This window comes from Mesorhizobium sp. M0833 (assembly GCF_040319905.1).
GTDB lineage: Bacteria > Pseudomonadota > Alphaproteobacteria > Rhizobiales > Rhizobiaceae > Mesorhizobium.
Window position 1 is genome coordinate 42,899 of sequence record NZ_JAMYOQ010000013.1, and the last position, 14,500, is coordinate 57,398.

General features: G+C 64.1%; 12 protein-coding genes. 5 read left to right on the forward strand and 7 right to left on the reverse strand.

Annotation, left to right across the window (positions count from 1 at the left end; genetic code table 11):
• Positions 1 to 170: 170 nt before the first annotated feature.
• A complete protein-coding gene (gltX, locus tag NKH98_RS16685; protein ID WP_352899875.1) occupies positions 171 to 1,592 on the reverse strand; it encodes a glutamate--tRNA ligase in 1,422 nt (473 codons plus the stop codon).
• 96 nt (positions 1,593 to 1,688) lie between these two features.
• Between gltX and NKH98_RS16690 the strand changes: the two genes are divergently transcribed.
• Positions 1,689 to 4,154 carry a ComEC/Rec2 family competence protein gene (locus tag NKH98_RS16690; RefSeq protein ID WP_352899877.1) on the forward strand — a complete coding sequence of 822 codons (2,466 nt, stop codon included), beginning with the start codon at positions 1,689 to 1,691 and terminating at the stop codon, positions 4,152 to 4,154.
• Here the strand turns inward: NKH98_RS16690 and lexA are convergent.
• Positions 4,148 to 4,882: a transcriptional repressor LexA gene (gene lexA / locus NKH98_RS16695; RefSeq protein WP_023674949.1), complete on the reverse strand. Its 735-nt coding sequence runs from the start codon at positions 4,880 to 4,882 to the stop codon at positions 4,148 to 4,150. The genes NKH98_RS16690 and lexA overlap by 7 nt on opposite strands.
• Positions 4,883 to 5,329: 447 nt before the next feature.
• On the opposite strand from lexA, the gene kynU reads away from it, so the two are divergent.
• Positions 5,330 to 6,577: a kynureninase gene (gene kynU, locus NKH98_RS16700; protein WP_352899880.1), complete on the forward strand. Its 1,248-nt coding sequence runs from the start codon at positions 5,330 to 5,332 to the stop codon at positions 6,575 to 6,577.
• A gap of 96 nt (positions 6,578 to 6,673) precedes the next feature.
• Positions 6,674 to 7,504, forward strand: coding sequence for a hormone-sensitive lipase (locus NKH98_RS16705; protein WP_352806655.1), 831 nt, complete (start codon positions 6,674 to 6,676; stop codon positions 7,502 to 7,504).
• Between the two features lie 7 nt (positions 7,505 to 7,511).
• Here the strand turns inward: NKH98_RS16705 and NKH98_RS16710 are convergent, their stop codons facing one another.
• From NKH98_RS16710 to NKH98_RS16730, 5 genes are read right to left on the reverse strand one after another with little or no spacing between them, the layout of a single operon-like run.
• Positions 7,512 to 8,717 (reverse strand): molybdopterin molybdotransferase MoeA, encoded by a 1,206-nt coding sequence (locus tag NKH98_RS16710; protein ID WP_352899882.1) that lies wholly within the window; start codon positions 8,715 to 8,717, stop codon positions 7,512 to 7,514.
• Positions 8,717 to 9,217, reverse strand: coding sequence for a cyclic pyranopterin monophosphate synthase MoaC (gene moaC, locus NKH98_RS16715; protein ID WP_352899884.1), 501 nt, complete (start codon positions 9,215 to 9,217; stop codon positions 8,717 to 8,719). The genes NKH98_RS16710 and moaC overlap by 1 nt, the downstream gene beginning before the upstream one ends.
• 1 nt (position 9,218) lies before the next feature.
• The gene (gene trpC, locus NKH98_RS16720; RefSeq protein ID WP_352645657.1) at positions 9,219 to 10,031 is read right to left on the reverse strand and encodes an indole-3-glycerol phosphate synthase TrpC; all 813 of its coding nucleotides are present in this window, start codon (positions 10,029 to 10,031) and stop codon (positions 9,219 to 9,221) included.
• 4 nt (positions 10,032 to 10,035) lie between these two features.
• On the reverse strand, positions 10,036 to 11,046 hold the full coding sequence (gene trpD / locus NKH98_RS16725; protein ID WP_352507310.1) for an anthranilate phosphoribosyltransferase: 1,011 nt from the start codon (positions 11,044 to 11,046) through the stop codon (positions 10,036 to 10,038).
• On the reverse strand, positions 11,043 to 12,935 hold the full coding sequence (locus NKH98_RS16730; protein WP_352899886.1) for a SurA N-terminal domain-containing protein: 1,893 nt from the start codon (positions 12,933 to 12,935) through the stop codon (positions 11,043 to 11,045). Before NKH98_RS16730 ends, trpD begins: the two co-directional genes overlap by 4 nt.
• Before the next feature lie 141 nt (positions 12,936 to 13,076).
• Between NKH98_RS16730 and tpiA the strand changes: the two genes are divergently transcribed.
• A complete protein-coding gene (gene tpiA / locus NKH98_RS16735) occupies positions 13,077 to 13,844 on the forward strand; it encodes a triose-phosphate isomerase (protein ID WP_352507308.1) in 768 nt (255 codons plus the stop codon).
• Positions 13,845 to 14,006: 162 nt separating this feature from the next.
• On the forward strand, positions 14,007 to 14,459 hold the full coding sequence (gene secG / locus NKH98_RS16740) for a preprotein translocase subunit SecG (protein WP_352815646.1): 453 nt from the start codon (positions 14,007 to 14,009) through the stop codon (positions 14,457 to 14,459).
• Positions 14,460 to 14,500 lie beyond the last annotated feature (41 nt).

The window sequence follows — 14,500 nt, forward strand, 5'->3', positions numbered from 1 at the left end:
CTTTTTGTTTCCTCAGGCCGGCAAAGGCAAAATATCTGAACCCAACACGTCAAAAGCATCGGAATATGCACATTTGCGCCCGCAATTGTATCTGCGCGCCAGATTAGGCCAAGGCCCAATGTTGCACTGCGAAACACACCTTTCAATGCCAATCTTCTTGGGCCAGTTCGCTAATCGATTTGATCAGCGATCCGCGCCAGGCTTTCCTCGCGGCCCAGCACGGCAAGCACATCAAAGACACCTGGCGAGGTACTTTTGCCGGTGAGCGCGGCGCGCAAAGGTTGGGCCACGGCGCCGAGTTTATGGCCGCCGGCCTGCGCGTAGTCGCGGATCGCGGCTTCAGCCGAGGCGGCAGACCAGTCCGAAACCGTGGCCAGTGCGGCATGAGCGCCCCGCAGGATCGCGCGCGCCTCACCGCTGAGCAGCGCCGCCGCCTTCTCGTCGACCGGCAGCGGCCGCTCGACGAACAGGAATGCAGCCCCTTCAACAAGTTCGACCAGCGTCTTGGCGCGCTCCTTCAGGCCGGGCAAAGCGGCCAGCAGTTGCGCCTTGCGTCTGTCGTCGAGGCGGCCGGCGATTGCCGGGCCACCTTCGAGATAGGGCAGAGTGGCGATGAAGATGTCGAGCAGCGCCGCGTCGTTCATCCGGCGCATATGCACGCCGTTGAGCGCCTCGAGTTTGGCGAAGTCGAAACGGGCGGCGCCCTTGTTGACATCGCCAATGTCGAACCATGCGATCATGTCGGCAATCGACATGATCTCATCGTCGCCGTGGCTCCAGCCAAGCCTCGCCAGATAGTTGAGCAGCGCCTCCGGCAGGTAGCCCATGGCGCGATAGGCCTCGACGCCAAGCGCACCGTGCCGCTTCGACAGCTTGGCGCCGTCGGCACCGTGGATCAGCGGGATATGCGACATCGACGGCACCTCCCAGCCCATGGCCTGGTAGATTACGGTCTGGCGTGCGGCGTTGGTCAAATGATCGTCGCCGCGGATGATGTGGGTGATGCCCATGTCGTGATCGTCGACGACGACGGCATGCATGTAGGTCGGATTGCCGTCCGAGCGCAGAATAATGAAATCGTCGAGATCCTTGTTGGGAAAACGCACGTCGCCCTGGACGCGGTCATGCACCACCGTCTCGCCGTCTGTCGGCGCCTTGATGCGGATCGCCCCCTTGGCGCCGGGCGGCGCCTCCGACGGGTCGCGGTCGCGCCAGCGTCCGTCATAGCGGGGAGGCAGCCCCTTGGCCCGTGCGCTCTCGCGCATTGCTTCCAGCTCGGCAGGCGTCGCATAACAATAATAGGCCTTGCCCATGCGAACGAGCTCCTCGGCCACCTCGCGATGGCGCGGCGCACGCTCGAACTGCGACACCGGCTCACCGTCCCATGTCAGGCCAAGCCAGGAAAGCCCGTCGAGAATGGCTGCGGTTGCCGCATCGGTGGAGCGCTCGCGGTCGGTGTCTTCGATGCGCAGCAGCATCGTGCCGCCTGTGTGCTTGGCATACAGCCAGTTGAACAGCGCCGTGCGCGCGCCGCCAATATGCAGATAACCGGTGGGCGAGGGGGCAAAACGGGTGACGACCTTATCGGGCATGGAACTCTCAGGCGGACGAAGGAAGTGGGTTTGCGGACTTTCGCGCGTTGCGCGTTCATGTAGCATAGGAGGTCGAGGGCGCAAGGGGCAGACCCGATGGCTGTGCGAGGCCGTGGTGCGGGCGAGGGCGAGGACGCTGGTAGCGGCGTCAGCGAACGCTTGCTGTTTGCCGCTCCCCCGCCTGCCCTGCCGGTATCGGCATTGCTGCCCGCTCCGCGCTTCGATGCTCCGTCGCTGCCGGCCAGCGACCCAGCAACGGTTCTCGTGCCCGCGGGCGAGCCCATCGTGCGCCTACGCCGTCGTTTCCGCCTCCCGTCACCGTCCCGTATCCGCAACGGCGTAACCTCGGCAGCCGGCCTGGAACTCGACCGTGGCGTCGCCTTCCTGCTGGTGCCGGTGTTCCTCGCATGCGGGGTGGTCGTATATTTCGCGCTGTCGGTGGAGCCAGCCTTTCCGCAGCCGATCGCAATCGTGCTCCTCGCGGCCCTTTGTGCCGTCATGTCGCGGTCATGGCCCAGAACCCGCCTGTGCTTCATGGTGGCGCTGCTCTGCGCGCTTGGCGTGCTTGCCGCCAAGTTCGAGACCTGGCGTGTCGGGACGCATATGCTCGGTTCCGAAATCTCGACGCGGCTGACGGGTCGTGTCGTATCGTACGAGCCCATGGCGAGCGGCCGCATCAGACTGACAATCGATGTGATCTCAACCGCCAGGCCGACGCTGCGCTACATGCCGGAACGGGTCCGCATTTCGGCGATGAAGATACCGGCTGAGCTGGCCGCTGGTTCCGAGATCGCCGGCAATGTGCGGCTGCTGCCGCCGACCGGCCCGGTGCGGCCCGACAGCTATGATTTCTCCTTCGACAGCTATTTCGCCGGTATCGGCGGCAGCGGCTTCTTTCTCGGCAATCCGAAAGTCGTGGCTTCGGGCAGCATGCCGCTTGCCGCGCGGCTTTCTTCCGCGATCGAAGACGCGCGCGAATCCATCGCCGACCATATCCGCAGCCGCATCGGCGGCGCCGAGGGCGAGATTGCTGCTGCGCTGATCGTTGGCGTGCGCGCCGGCATTCCCGAGGAGATCAACGAAGCGATGCGGCGTACAGGCATCTACCACATCATCTCCATCTCGGGGCTGCATATGGCGTTGGTCGCCGGCACCATCATGGCGCTGCTGCGCGGCGCCTTTGCGTTGTTTCCCGACTTCTCATCGCGACGGCCGGTCAAGAAATATGCCGCAGCCGCCGCGCTTTTTTCGATTGCGGCGTACCTCGTCTTTTCCGGCGTTGTGGTGGCGGCCGAACGCAGCTTCATCATGCTGGCGGTGATGCTCATCGCCGTGCTGTTCGACCGGGCCGCGCTCACCATGCGCAATCTGGCGATCTCGGCCATCGCGGTCATCGTAGTGTCGCCGCACGAGGTGGTCGGTCCGAGCTTCCAGATGTCCTTCGCCGCGACGGCGGCCCTTGTCGGCGCCTATGCCGGCTGGTCCGATTACCGCACCGGCAGGGCCACCACGCCGCCGCCCCGGCGATCGCCGCTACGCTTGGCCACTCGAAAGGTCCTGCTGGGCATGGGCGGCCTGGCGATGACCTCGATCATTGCAGGGAGCGCCACGGCGCTTTTCGCCATATGGCATTTCCAGCGCGTAGCGCCGCTCAGCCTGTTCGCCAATCTGGCCATCATGCCTATCGTCTCACTGGTCGTCATGCCCTTCGCCGTGCTCAGCGCGCTGGCGATGCCGTTCGGCGCGGATGGGCCTTTCCTCTACGTGATGGGCAAGGGGCTGACGGCGATGATCGCCCTGTCCGGGTGGATCTCCGAGCGCTCGCCGATCGATGCGGTCGGACTGATTTCGCTGAGATCTGTCCTTTTGGTGACGATCGCCCTCGTCATTGCCAGCATGGCGACGACCTGGTTGCGGCTCGCGGCACTTCCTTTTGCGCTCGCCGGCTTGCTAACGACAACGCAGACGCGCGTACCCGACGTATTGATCTCGGAGGACGCACGGCTGGTCGCGCTGCCGATCGGCAGCGGTGAGCTCGCGGTCAACCGGGCACGCCCGAATGAGTTCACCATCGACAACTGGAAACGCGCGCTCACATCAGAGGCTATCGTCGCGCCGGAAACACCTGGAAAGAACGATCCGCAATTCGACATTGCCGATCCGGCCGACCTACCGCCGGGCATGCCGTTCATTTGCACGGACGGTCTCTGCCTCGCCAGGCATCCATCCGGCGCGATCATTGCGCAAGCCAAGGACCGCGATACCGCACGGCCAGCCTGCGCCTTCGCCAGCTTGATCGTCATCGACGACGCCACAGCCCATAATCCTTGCTACTACGACCGGCTGGTCCTCGTCGTCACCAAACGGCAACTGGCGCGCGCGGGAAGTGCGGCCGTCTATTTCGATCCACAAGCGGCAACACGCGCCGAAATCCGCTTCGCCGTCGAAAAATCATACCGGCCTTGGCACGTGCAGCGGAAATTTTCACGCCCGGCGCGCGGCCTGCCGCCATACCGCAGGGCCGACAATCCAAAAGCCGGCACCAAGGGCGCAACTCAGTAGCGGCGGATCAGCCCAACGAGCTTGCCCTGCACCTTGACCCTGTCTGGTCCGAAGATGCGCGTCTCGTAGGCCGGATTGGCGGCCTCCAGGGCGATCGAGGCGCCCTTGCGGCGGAACCGCTTCAGCGTCGCTTCCTCCTCGTCGACCAGGGCCACCACGATCTCACCGGGGCTCGCCGTATCGGCGTTGCGGATGATCACCGTGTCGCCGTCGAAAATGCCAGCCTCGATCATCGAATCGCCTTTGACCTCGAGCGCATAATGCTCGCCGCCCATGATCATATCCGGCGGCACCGAAATCGAATGCGTCTGGTGCTGGATAGCATCGATCGGCACACCAGCGGCGATGCGGCCCATTACCGGGATCGAAACGGCGGCGACGACATCGTCGTCATTGCCGGCTGCAGGGACGCGCGACGATGTCGGCTTGCCCTGCCGAGGGGCACCTTGCCCAAGACTGCCCTGGATGACACTCGGCGAGAACTTGCGTGCCGCATTGAGGCCGGGGGCGATCGAGTCAGGCAGGCGTAGTACCTCCAGCGCACGGGCCCGGTTGGGCAAACGGCGAATGAAGCCGCGCTCCTCCAGCGCCGTAATCAGTCGGTGGATTCCGGATTTGGAAGCCAGGTCGAGCGCTTCCTTCATCTCGTCGAAGGAAGGTGGGATACCGCTTTCCTTCAACCTTTCGTGGATGAACATAAGCAGTTCGTGTTGTTTGCGTGTCAGCATAGCGACCCCCAACAGAATCAGAAAACAAACCCAGAACAGACACTATCTGTTCCAGTTGTGTTCCGCAACTGTTTAAAGTTTAATGAATACGTTAAGGCTCGGGAAACAAACGACGTCCCCTACCGGCGTACCGTATTTTCGCCGCCGCGAGCCTCATCGCCTTGATTCTGCTTTCGTTTGCGCCCTTCTGGCGTCCCGGAAGGGCGCATTGGCATCGGCCGTCCGCCGGCAAAGGGCACGGAAGTGAACCCCTATCGAATGTGCGGTTTGGTCAATGCACCGTGAACGAAACGAACTCAAAGCGCCAACCTCGGGGTTAAGTCCCGGTTTCCACCGCCTAGTCAGGCTGCTTCTCGCCGGTGGAGCCTTGCTACGCGCTACCCGGTAATGGAAGAACAGTTGATGCGTGTCCGGCGTTGCGTTGGATTTTGGGGGAGCAGGCAAATCATGACGGGAATTCCCGATCTCGTGGCCGTAAAGGCGATGGATGCCGCGGATCCGCTGCGCGCGATACGTGACCGCTTTGTGCTGCCGCAAGGAGTGATCTATCTCGACGGCAATTCGCTAGGAGCTGCTTCACGTGCCGCTTTCGATGAACTGTACAAGGCCGCGACCGAAGAATGGTCGCATGATCTCATCCGCGCATGGAACACGGCCGGCTGGTTCAACATGCCGCTTGAACTTGGCGACCAGCTCGGGCGCCTGATCGGCGCCGCGGCCGGCCAGACGGTGGTCTGCGACACGACGTCGGTCAACATCTACAAGCTGTTGCACGCAGCCATGGCCATGCGACCGGAGCGGCAGGCCATCGTCGCCGAGGGCGATAGTTTTCCGACAGACCTCTACATGGCGGAGGGTGTGGTTTCGACGCGAAAAGATGCGCTGCTGCACCTCTCGGGGGTCGACGCGCCGACCATTGAGGAGCTGATCGACGAACGCACCGCCGTGGTGCTGGTCAACCACGTCAACTACAAATCGGGCGAACTGCGCGACATGCCGGCGCTGACGCGCAGGGCCCAGGAAGCCGGGGCGATGATCGTCTGGGATCTCTGCCACACCGCCGGCGCGATGCCAGTCGAACTCGACAAAGCCAACGCCGATTTTGCCGTTGGCTGCACCTATAAATATCTGAATGGCGGCCCGGGCGCGCCTGCCTTCATCTATGCGGCTGAGCGGCATCTTTCCGATATCCAGCAGCCGCTCACCGGCTGGTGGGGCCATGCACGGCCCTTCGCCTTCGAGCCAGGCTATGCGGCCGGCACCGGCATCCGCCGGTTTCTGTGCGGCACCCAGCCGATCCTTTCGATGCGCACGCTGAAGGGCGCGCTCGACATCTGGGACGATGTCGACATGACTGCGGTGCGCAAGAAGAGCATCGCACTGGCCGATCTGTTCATCGAGCTTGTCGAGGCAAAGTGCGGCGCTTACGGGCTAACGCTCGAAAGCACGCGCGATGGGGAAAAACGCGGCAGCCAGATTTCATTCATGCATGAGCATGGCTATCAGATCATGCGCGCGCTGATCGAACGTGGCGTGATCGGCGATTTTCGCGCGCCATCGACCATGCGCTTCGGCTTCACCCCGCTCTATGTCGGCTATGCCGATGTCTGGCAGACCGTCGAAGTGCTTGAGGACATCCTGCGCACCGGTGCGTGGAAGGATGCGCGCTTCGCCATCAAGGCGGCTGTCACTTGAGATTCATGCGAGAGCTGGAATCGTGAGGCTGGCGACGACGCGCCGCGCGATGCTCGCGGCTAGGTTGCAAGGCCATATTGCAAGGGAGGGCGCCGGGTGTTCGAACGTCACATTGCCGATTGGGACAACGCCTATGCCAACGGCGCCAACATAGCCGGCAGCGATCGCTGGCCGGCGGCCTGGGTCGAGCCCGCGCAGGTTTTCCGCGAGGCGCTTTCGACCGAGGGCAGGGCGCGGCTCGACCTGGCCTATGGCGATAACCCACGCAACCGGTTCGATCTTTTCCTGCCGGCCACCAAGCCGAAGGGGGTCGTGGTGTTCGTCCATGGCGGCTACTGGATGGCATTCGACAAGAGTTTCTGGTCACATCTTGCCGCGGGCGCTGTTGATCGCGGCTATGCAGTTGCCATGCCGTCCTACACGCTCTGTCCGCAGATACGCATTGGCAGCATCGTCAAGGAAGTCGGCGCGGCGATAGGCAAGGCGGCGGCGATGGTCGCAGGGCCGCTGATGCTGACCGGGCACTCGGCCGGCGGCCATCTTGTTAGCCGGATGGTTACCAGGACGACGCCGCTGGCGCCCGAAGTGGTCCGGCGCGTTCGTCACGTGGTGTCGATCTCGGGGGTGCATGATTTGCGCCCGATCATGCGCACCGGCATGAACGAGACGCTGGCCATCGATGAGGCCGAGGCGCAGGCCGAAAGTCCGGTGCTGCTGCGCCCGATGGAAAAGGCCCGCCTGACCTGCTGGGCCGGCGGCGGCGAGCGCGCCGAATTCCTGCGCCAGAGCGCGTTGCTGGCCAACATCTGGATCGGCCTGGGTGCCGCGACCAGCTCCGTAGTCGAGCCCGACCGGCATCATTTCAACATCATCGACGGTTTGGCCGATCCAGACCATCCGCTGACCCGGACCTTGATCTCGGAGTGAGGCAGGTTCAGCGTAGCATCAGCACGTCGCAGGGGGAGCCCGCCGCCGCAGCAGGCGCGAACGGCGCGCGGACGATCAGCCCGTTGGCATCGGCCAGCATTTTCAGCATCGAGGAGTCCTGGATGCCGAACGGCGTCGCCACGAGCGCACCAGCGTCGTCTGTGACAACAGCCCGCACATAATCTTGCCTGAGATCGTTGGCCGGCATGGCAGCACCGAGCCGTGCCCGACGGATATCCTGCTGAAAGGCGCGGCCGCCGAGCCGCGCCAGCAGCGGCTTCAGGAAGAGCTGAGCGCAGACCAGGCTCGCCACGGGGTTGCCGGGCAGGCCGATGCAGCGAATGTCGCCCAGCCGCCCGAACATCAGCGGCTTGCCCGGTCGCATGGCGATCTTCCAGAAATCGAGCGTCATGCCTTGCCCGATCAGCACGTCATGGACGAAGTCGTGGTCGCCGACCGAGGCACCGCCCAGCGTGACGATGACGTTCGCGCCAGCCTTCACGGCCTTTTCAACCAATGCCGCGATCGCCTCCCTGCGGTCCGGCGCGATACCGAGGTCGAGCGCCCGCGCACCGACCGACTGTGCGGCGGCAGCGACACCATAGGCGTTAGAGGAGATGATCTGGTCGGGGCCAAGCTCGCTGCCCGGCGGCAGCAATTCGTCGCCGGTGGCGATGATGGCGACCAGCGGCCGTTTGACCACGTCGACCTCGGGGTGGTTGGCCGATGCCGCCAGCGACAAGGCCGCCGGATCGAGCAGGCGGCCTTTGGGCAGCAGGACATCGCCCTTGGCGAAATCGAGCCCAAGGCGGCGGATGTTGCGCCCCTGCACCGTCGGCTCTGTCACTTCGACGCTGCCGCCGCCGAGGTCGCGGACGTTCTCCTGGATGACGATAGTGTCGGTGCCTTCGGGAAGCGGCGCGCCGGTAAAGATGCGCACGGCCTGCCGCTGCTGCACCGTTCCGGCAAAGCCGCGTCCGGCCGGCGCTATGCCGATCACCGAAAGCCTTGCGGGTAGGGACGCGATGTCAGCCGCCCGCACGGCATAGCCGTCCATGGCGGAGGCGTTGAACGGCGGCTGGGTGCGGAGCGCCACAACCGGCTCCGCCAGCACGCGGTCGGCGGCATCCAGCAGCGCGACACGTTCGCCCGGCAGCGCAACTGCTCCGTCCAGCAGGCGCTCGAGCGCCTCGGCAACTGGGACCAGCGCCATTAGCGGCCTGCCTCGGTGGCCCCGGTGATCTTGTAGTCGCCGGATTTACCGCCGGTCTTTTCAACCAGCCTGATGCCGGAGATGACCATGGCGCGGTCGACCGCCTTGGCCATGTCGTAGATGGTCAGGCAAGCGACCGAGACGGCACTCAAGGCCTCCATTTCAACGCCGGTCTTGCCAGTGACGCGGGTCAATGCCGTCACCTTCAGGCCGGGCAGTGCGACGTCCGGCTCGATATCGACAGATATCCTGGTCAGCAGCAGCGGATGGCAAAGCGGGATCAGCTCATGCGTCTTCTTGGCCGCCATGATGCCGGCAATGCGCGCGATGCCCAGCACGTCGCCCTTCTTGGCGTCGCCGGCGAGGATCACGTCCAGCGTCTCGGGCCGCATCGCGACAAAACCTTCCGCGACTGCCGTGCGCACCGTCTCAGCCTTGTCGCCGACATCGACCATGTTGGCTTCGCCCTGCGCGCCAAGATGGGTGAGGGCGGCCGCCATCTCAGACCGCCTCAGCCGGCGCCTTGCCCGTCAACAGCAGGCGCGTTGCCGCAGCCACGTCCTGTTGACGCATCAGGCTCTCGCCGACCAGGAAAGTAGCGATGCCGCTCCGCTCCAGCCGGCGGCAATCGTCATGCGAAAAGATTCCGCTCTCACTGACTAGAAGGCGGCCGCCCGGCACCATCGGTACCAGCCGTTCCGAGGTCTCGAGGCTGGTTTCGAAAGTCCGGAGATTGCGATTGTTGATGCCGATCAGCCGCGACGACAGCCGCAGCGCACGTTCCATTTCCGCCTCATCATGCACTTCGACCAGCGCGTCCATGCCGAGCCCGAAAGCTGTCGCTTCGAGTTCTCTTGCCAACGCGTCGTCGACGCTGGCCATAATGATCAGGATGGCATCGGCGCCCCATGCCCTGGCCTCGTAGACCTGATAGGGGTCGAACAGGAAATCCTTGCGTAAGGTAGGCAACTCGACGGCAGCGCGCGCAGCGGTGAGGAATTCGGGCGCGCCTTGGAAAGAGGGTGTGTCGGTCAGCACCGAAAGGCAGGCGGCACCGGCTTTCGCATAGGCCCTGGCCAGCGCCGGCGGATCGAAATCGGCGCGGATCAGGCCTTTGGATGGGCTAGCTTTCTTGATTTCGGCAATCAGCGCAAACCCGCCGGATTTGCGCGTTGCTTCAAGGGCGGAAAGAAATCCGCGCGGCGCGTCGGCATCCGTCGCCCGTGCCTTGATCTCGGCCAATGGCACGCGTGCCTTGGCCGCCGCGATCTCGTCGCGCTTGTAAGCCTCGATCTTGCGCAGGATGTCGGACATGGTTTTAACCGTTCGAAATCTCGACCAGCCTGTCGAGCACTTTCAGCGCGCGGCCGCTATCGATGGCCTGCGCCGCCGTTACCATGCCGTCGGCAAGCGTCGTCGCCTTGCCGGCTACCACCAGCCCGGCGCCGGCATTCATCAGCACCGTATCGCGAAAGGCGCCAGCGGCGCCGCCCAGCATGTCGCGCAGTGCCTGGGCGTTGTGGGCGGCGTCGCCGCCGCGCAACTCGTCCTTGGTGTGACGCGTCAGCCCGACTGCTTCCGGGGTCAGCACAAAGCTGCGTATCTCGCCGCCGGCCAATTCGGCGACCTGCGTCTCGCCGGTGGTGGTGATCTCGTCATAGCCGTCGCCATGGACGACCCAGGCGTGGTCGGCGCCAAGCTCCTTCAACGTTTCTGCCACCGGCATGATCCATTCGGGCAGGAACACGCCGACCATCTGCCGTCTGACACTGGCCGGATTGGAAAGCGGGCCCAGCAGGTTGAAGATGGTGCGGGTGCCGAGCTCGACCCGGGTCGGGCCAACATGCTTCATCGCCGGGTGATGCGCCGGCGCGAACATGAAGCCAACCCCGGCCTCGTGAATGCAGCGGCCGATCGTCTCCGGAGGGATGTCGATCTTGACGCCCAATGCGATCAGCACATCGGCGGCGCCGGTCAGCGAGGACAGTCCGCGATTGCCGTGCTTGGCGACGGGCACGCCGCTGCCGGCGATGACGAAGGCGGATGCGGTCGAAATGTTGACGCTGTGCGAATTGTCGCCGCCGGTGCCGACAATGTCGATGGCGCCCTCGGGGGCTTCGACGCGCAGCATCTTGGCGCGCATGGTGGCGACAGCGCCGGCGATCTCGCTGACGGTCTCGCCGCGCACGCGCAATGCCATCAGGAAGCCGCCTATCTGGCCCGGAGTAGCATCGCCCGACATGATAATGTCGAAGGCCTCGCGCGCCTCCTCGAAAGAAAGAGCGCTGCCGGCGGCGACCTTGGCGATGTGGATCTTCAGTGCGCTCATCTGGCCAGGGCTTGGGTTACGGCAGTCTGATCAATGCGGACGTCATATTGCGTCTGCAACTGCGCTACTAACTGGTCGAGCAGGTCGTCGGACATGCCGGATGTGAAGGATTTCTGTGCGTCCTGGGGTACTGAGCTGGCGTCGGCCCCGGCGGGCTCGAATACCTCGGCAACCTTGAACAGGATCTGTCCGTCGCCGGTGGGCGAGGGGATCAGCCCGGTGCCGCCTTCGCCGACGCCGAACATGGCGGCGGCCCCTTCCTTGCCGAAATCGACGTCGTCAGCATCGCGCTTGACGCCGCGCTTGGTCTGTTTTTCGAGCTTGAGCTCACCGGCGATCACCTCGAGCGTGGCGCCGGCCTTGAGACGCTTCTCGAGCTCTTGTGCTTTTGCGGTGAGCCGTTTGGTGGTCTCCGCCGCGGTCCAGTCGGCCACGACCTTCTGGCGGACTTCGTCCAACGTGCGGTGACGGGCCGGCGTGATCGCGCTCACGTCGTAGAAGACGAAGCCGTTATCGGCGGTGGTGAGACCTTCATTGTCGGTTCCGGGTTCAGATTCGAACACCGCCTTGATGAGCGCCGGCGATTCCGGCAGGTCTTTGACGATGCTTCCATCCGGCCGTTGGCCGGTGCGGTCGATGGCGTCGATGGTGACGACCTTCAGCTTCAATTTGGCGGCTGCCTCGGCGAGCGAACTGCCCGAGGCGCGCGTGTCCTCGTAATTGTCGTGCACGTCCAGCAAGATGCGGCTTGCCTCGCCCAGTGCCAGGTCCTTGCGGATCTGCTCGGATACTTCGGCCAGCGGCTTCACCACTTCCGGCTTGATCTCGGTGACGCGCAGCAGAACGGGACCAAATGCGCCTTGTACGACGGGGCTGACCTCATTGACGTTGAGCTTGAAGGCAGCGTCGGCGACCGACTTGTCGGCGATCTTGTCCTTGGCCAGCGTGCCGAGCAGCGTGTCGGCCGGGGTCTTGCCCTCGGCGGCGACGATCTTGTCGAAGGTCGCGCCGGTCCTGAGCGAATCGAGCGCCGCCTTTGCGGCATCAGGCGTCTTGAATACAAGCTGCTCGATGGTGCGCATCTCAGGCGTGGTGTAGCGCGCCTTGTTCTTGTTGTAGTCGTCGCTGACCTGTTGGTCGGTCACCGCGCTCAAATCCATGATGTCTTCCGGCTCAAGCCTGACATAGGAGAACTTGCGGTATTCGGGCGCGGCGTAGGTTTTCTTGTTTTCCTCGAAATAGGCCGAAAGCACGCTGTCGGACGGCGCTTCTACCGGCTCGACAAGCGATTTCGGCAAGGTCAGGTAGTCGATGGTGCGATCTTCGCCGCGATAGAGCGCGACCGCCTTGAAGAATGTATCAGGGGCCTTGAGGCCGTCCGAAACCGCCTCGACGATCTGCTGGCGGACCGCGACCTGGGCGCGGTTCTTCAAATAGTCTTCCGGCCGCATGCCGATCTGCCGAAGCAGGTACTCGAACGTTCTCCTGTCGAAGGTTCCGGCAGGCCCTTTGAACGCCGGGTCTTCACGCGTCAGTTCGGCGAGCCGGTCCTTGGACAGGCCGAGGCCGAGCTTGCGGGCCTGCTCGTCGAGGACGGCACCCGATACGAGTTGCGCCAGCACCTGGTTGTCGATGCCGAGCGCCGTCGCCTGCTCACGGCTGATGCGCTGGCCGAATTGCTGCGACATGACGCTGAGCTGGCGATCGTAGGCGAGGCGGTATTCGTTGATAGAGACCTTGGTGCCTCCGGCCGTGATCACGGCGTCATGGCCGGCAAGACCGCCCATCAGCCGTCCCGAGATACCCCAGACGGCGAAGCTCAACACCAACAATGACAGCAGCAATTTCGCGACCCAGGTCCCCGCCGCACTTCTCAACATACCAAGCATGAGTACTTCCGATTTTTGCGCATTTCGCATGCGCCGAGTCTGAAACAAGCGCAATAGCGCCCTTCCTGCTCACTGTCGATTGCTTTGTGGCCTGATTTTGATAGTGAGGGCCAGCTGGAAATTGCCCGGAGAAACAATCCCATGACGCCTGGAATCCGCCCGCTCGTCGCCGGCAACTGGAAAATGAACGGTACCAGCGCCTCGCTCAACGAGCTCAGGATGATCGGCAACGGCTTCATGAGCGGGCTCGACGCCGAGACCGAAGCGGTGCTCTGCGTGCCGGCGACCTTACTTGCGCACGCCGCCGAGATTCTGTCGCGCACACCGGTGCGGGCCGGCGGAGAGGATTGCCACACCGAGGAAAGCGGCGCCTATACCGGCTGCATTTCGGCCGAGATGCTGAAGGATGCAGGAGCCAGCCATGTCATTGTCGGCCATTCCGAATGCCGCGCCGATCGCAAGGAGGACGATGCCTTAGTGCAGGCCAAGGCCTCCGCCGCATGGCGTGCCGGGCTGGTGGCCATCATCTGCATTGGTGAGACAAGAGCCGAACGCGAAGCAGGAGCCACGCTCGACGTGCTGTCGCGCCAGGTCGCTGGCTCGGTCCCTCCAAACGCCACGGCTTCCAACACCGTCATTGCCTATGAGCCGGTATGGGCGATCGGCACCGGCTTGACCCCGACCGCCGCCGACGTCGCCGAGGCACATGCGCATATCCGCGAAGAACTGGCCCGGAAGCTCGGCAATACGGCGGCCAAGATGCGCATTCTCTACGGCGGCTCGGTCAAGCCGTCCAACGCCGTCGAGTTGCTAGGCGTCAGGAATGTCGATGGCGCGCTGGTCGGCGGCGCCAGCCTAAAGGCGGCGGACTTCCTCGGCATCGCGGAAGCCTATCGAAACATCGCTTGATACAAGGCTGCTTGCTGCATTTGAGCGGACGGCCGGCGCCGAAATCGTTGCAAAGGACGCATTGCTTCCCATATTCCGGCCACGGGCTTGGAAATGCCGTCAAAGCATTGTATTGAGCCGCCTCCAAATCAGCGGCCGCACCAGGCCTTGCCAGGATAAATTATGGAAACCGTACTGATCGTCGTCCACCTCATGGTCGTGCTCGCGCTTGTCGGCGTGGTGCTGCTGCAGCGCTCCGAAGGCGGCGGCCTCGGCATCGGCGGCGGATCGGGCTTCATGACCGCGCGTGGCGCCGCCAATGCGCTGACGCGGGCGACGGCGATCCTGGCCGCAGCTTTCTTCGTCACTTCGCTGACACTGTCGATCGTAGCGCGCTATGGCGAGAAGCCGATCGACATTCTCGATCGCGTGCCGGCGACTTCGGACGGGGCAGGCAAGGGCGTACTCAACCAGTTGCCCGGAACCACGACGCCGACGCCGCCTTCGGGCACCACGGCGCCGACCCCGCCGTCCGGCAATGGCGCGGCAACGCCGCCGCCGGCAACCGCTCCGGCGACGCCGCCAGCGACAAACGGCGCCACCGCGCCGGCCACGCCGCAGGTCCCCAACCAGTAATCGGGCATCTTATGCCGCGATCTGTTGTCGTTTGAACACAG

What these genes read in the sequence shown, in the direction of transcription:
- moaC (WP_352899884.1), bottom strand. Translation starts at nt 9,217, where the DNA reads ATGGCGGCCGCCCTCACCCATCTTGGCGCGCAGGGCGAAGCCAACATG.
- kynU (WP_352899880.1), top strand. Translation starts at nt 5,330, where the DNA reads ATGACGGGAATTCCCGATCTCGTGGCCGTAAAGGCGATGGATGCCGCG.
- gltX (WP_352899875.1), bottom strand. Translation starts at nt 1,592, where the DNA reads ATGCCCGATAAGGTCGTCACCCGTTTTGCCCCCTCGCCCACCGGTTAT.
- NKH98_RS16690 (WP_352899877.1), top strand. Translation starts at nt 1,689, where the DNA reads ATGGCTGTGCGAGGCCGTGGTGCGGGCGAGGGCGAGGACGCTGGTAGC.
- lexA (WP_023674949.1), bottom strand. Translation starts at nt 4,882, where the DNA reads ATGCTGACACGCAAACAACACGAACTGCTTATGTTCATCCACGAAAGG.
- secG (WP_352815646.1), top strand. Translation starts at nt 14,007, where the DNA reads ATGGAAACCGTACTGATCGTCGTCCACCTCATGGTCGTGCTCGCGCTT.
- NKH98_RS16710 (WP_352899882.1), bottom strand. Translation starts at nt 8,717, where the DNA reads ATGGCGCTGGTCCCAGTTGCCGAGGCGCTCGAGCGCCTGCTGGACGGA.
- trpC (WP_352645657.1), bottom strand. Translation starts at nt 10,031, where the DNA reads ATGTCCGACATCCTGCGCAAGATCGAGGCTTACAAGCGCGACGAGATC.
- trpD (WP_352507310.1), bottom strand. Translation starts at nt 11,046, where the DNA reads ATGAGCGCACTGAAGATCCACATCGCCAAGGTCGCCGCCGGCAGCGCT.
- NKH98_RS16730 (WP_352899886.1), bottom strand. Translation starts at nt 12,935, where the DNA reads ATGCTTGGTATGTTGAGAAGTGCGGCGGGGACCTGGGTCGCGAAATTG.
- tpiA (WP_352507308.1), top strand. Translation starts at nt 13,077, where the DNA reads ATGACGCCTGGAATCCGCCCGCTCGTCGCCGGCAACTGGAAAATGAAC.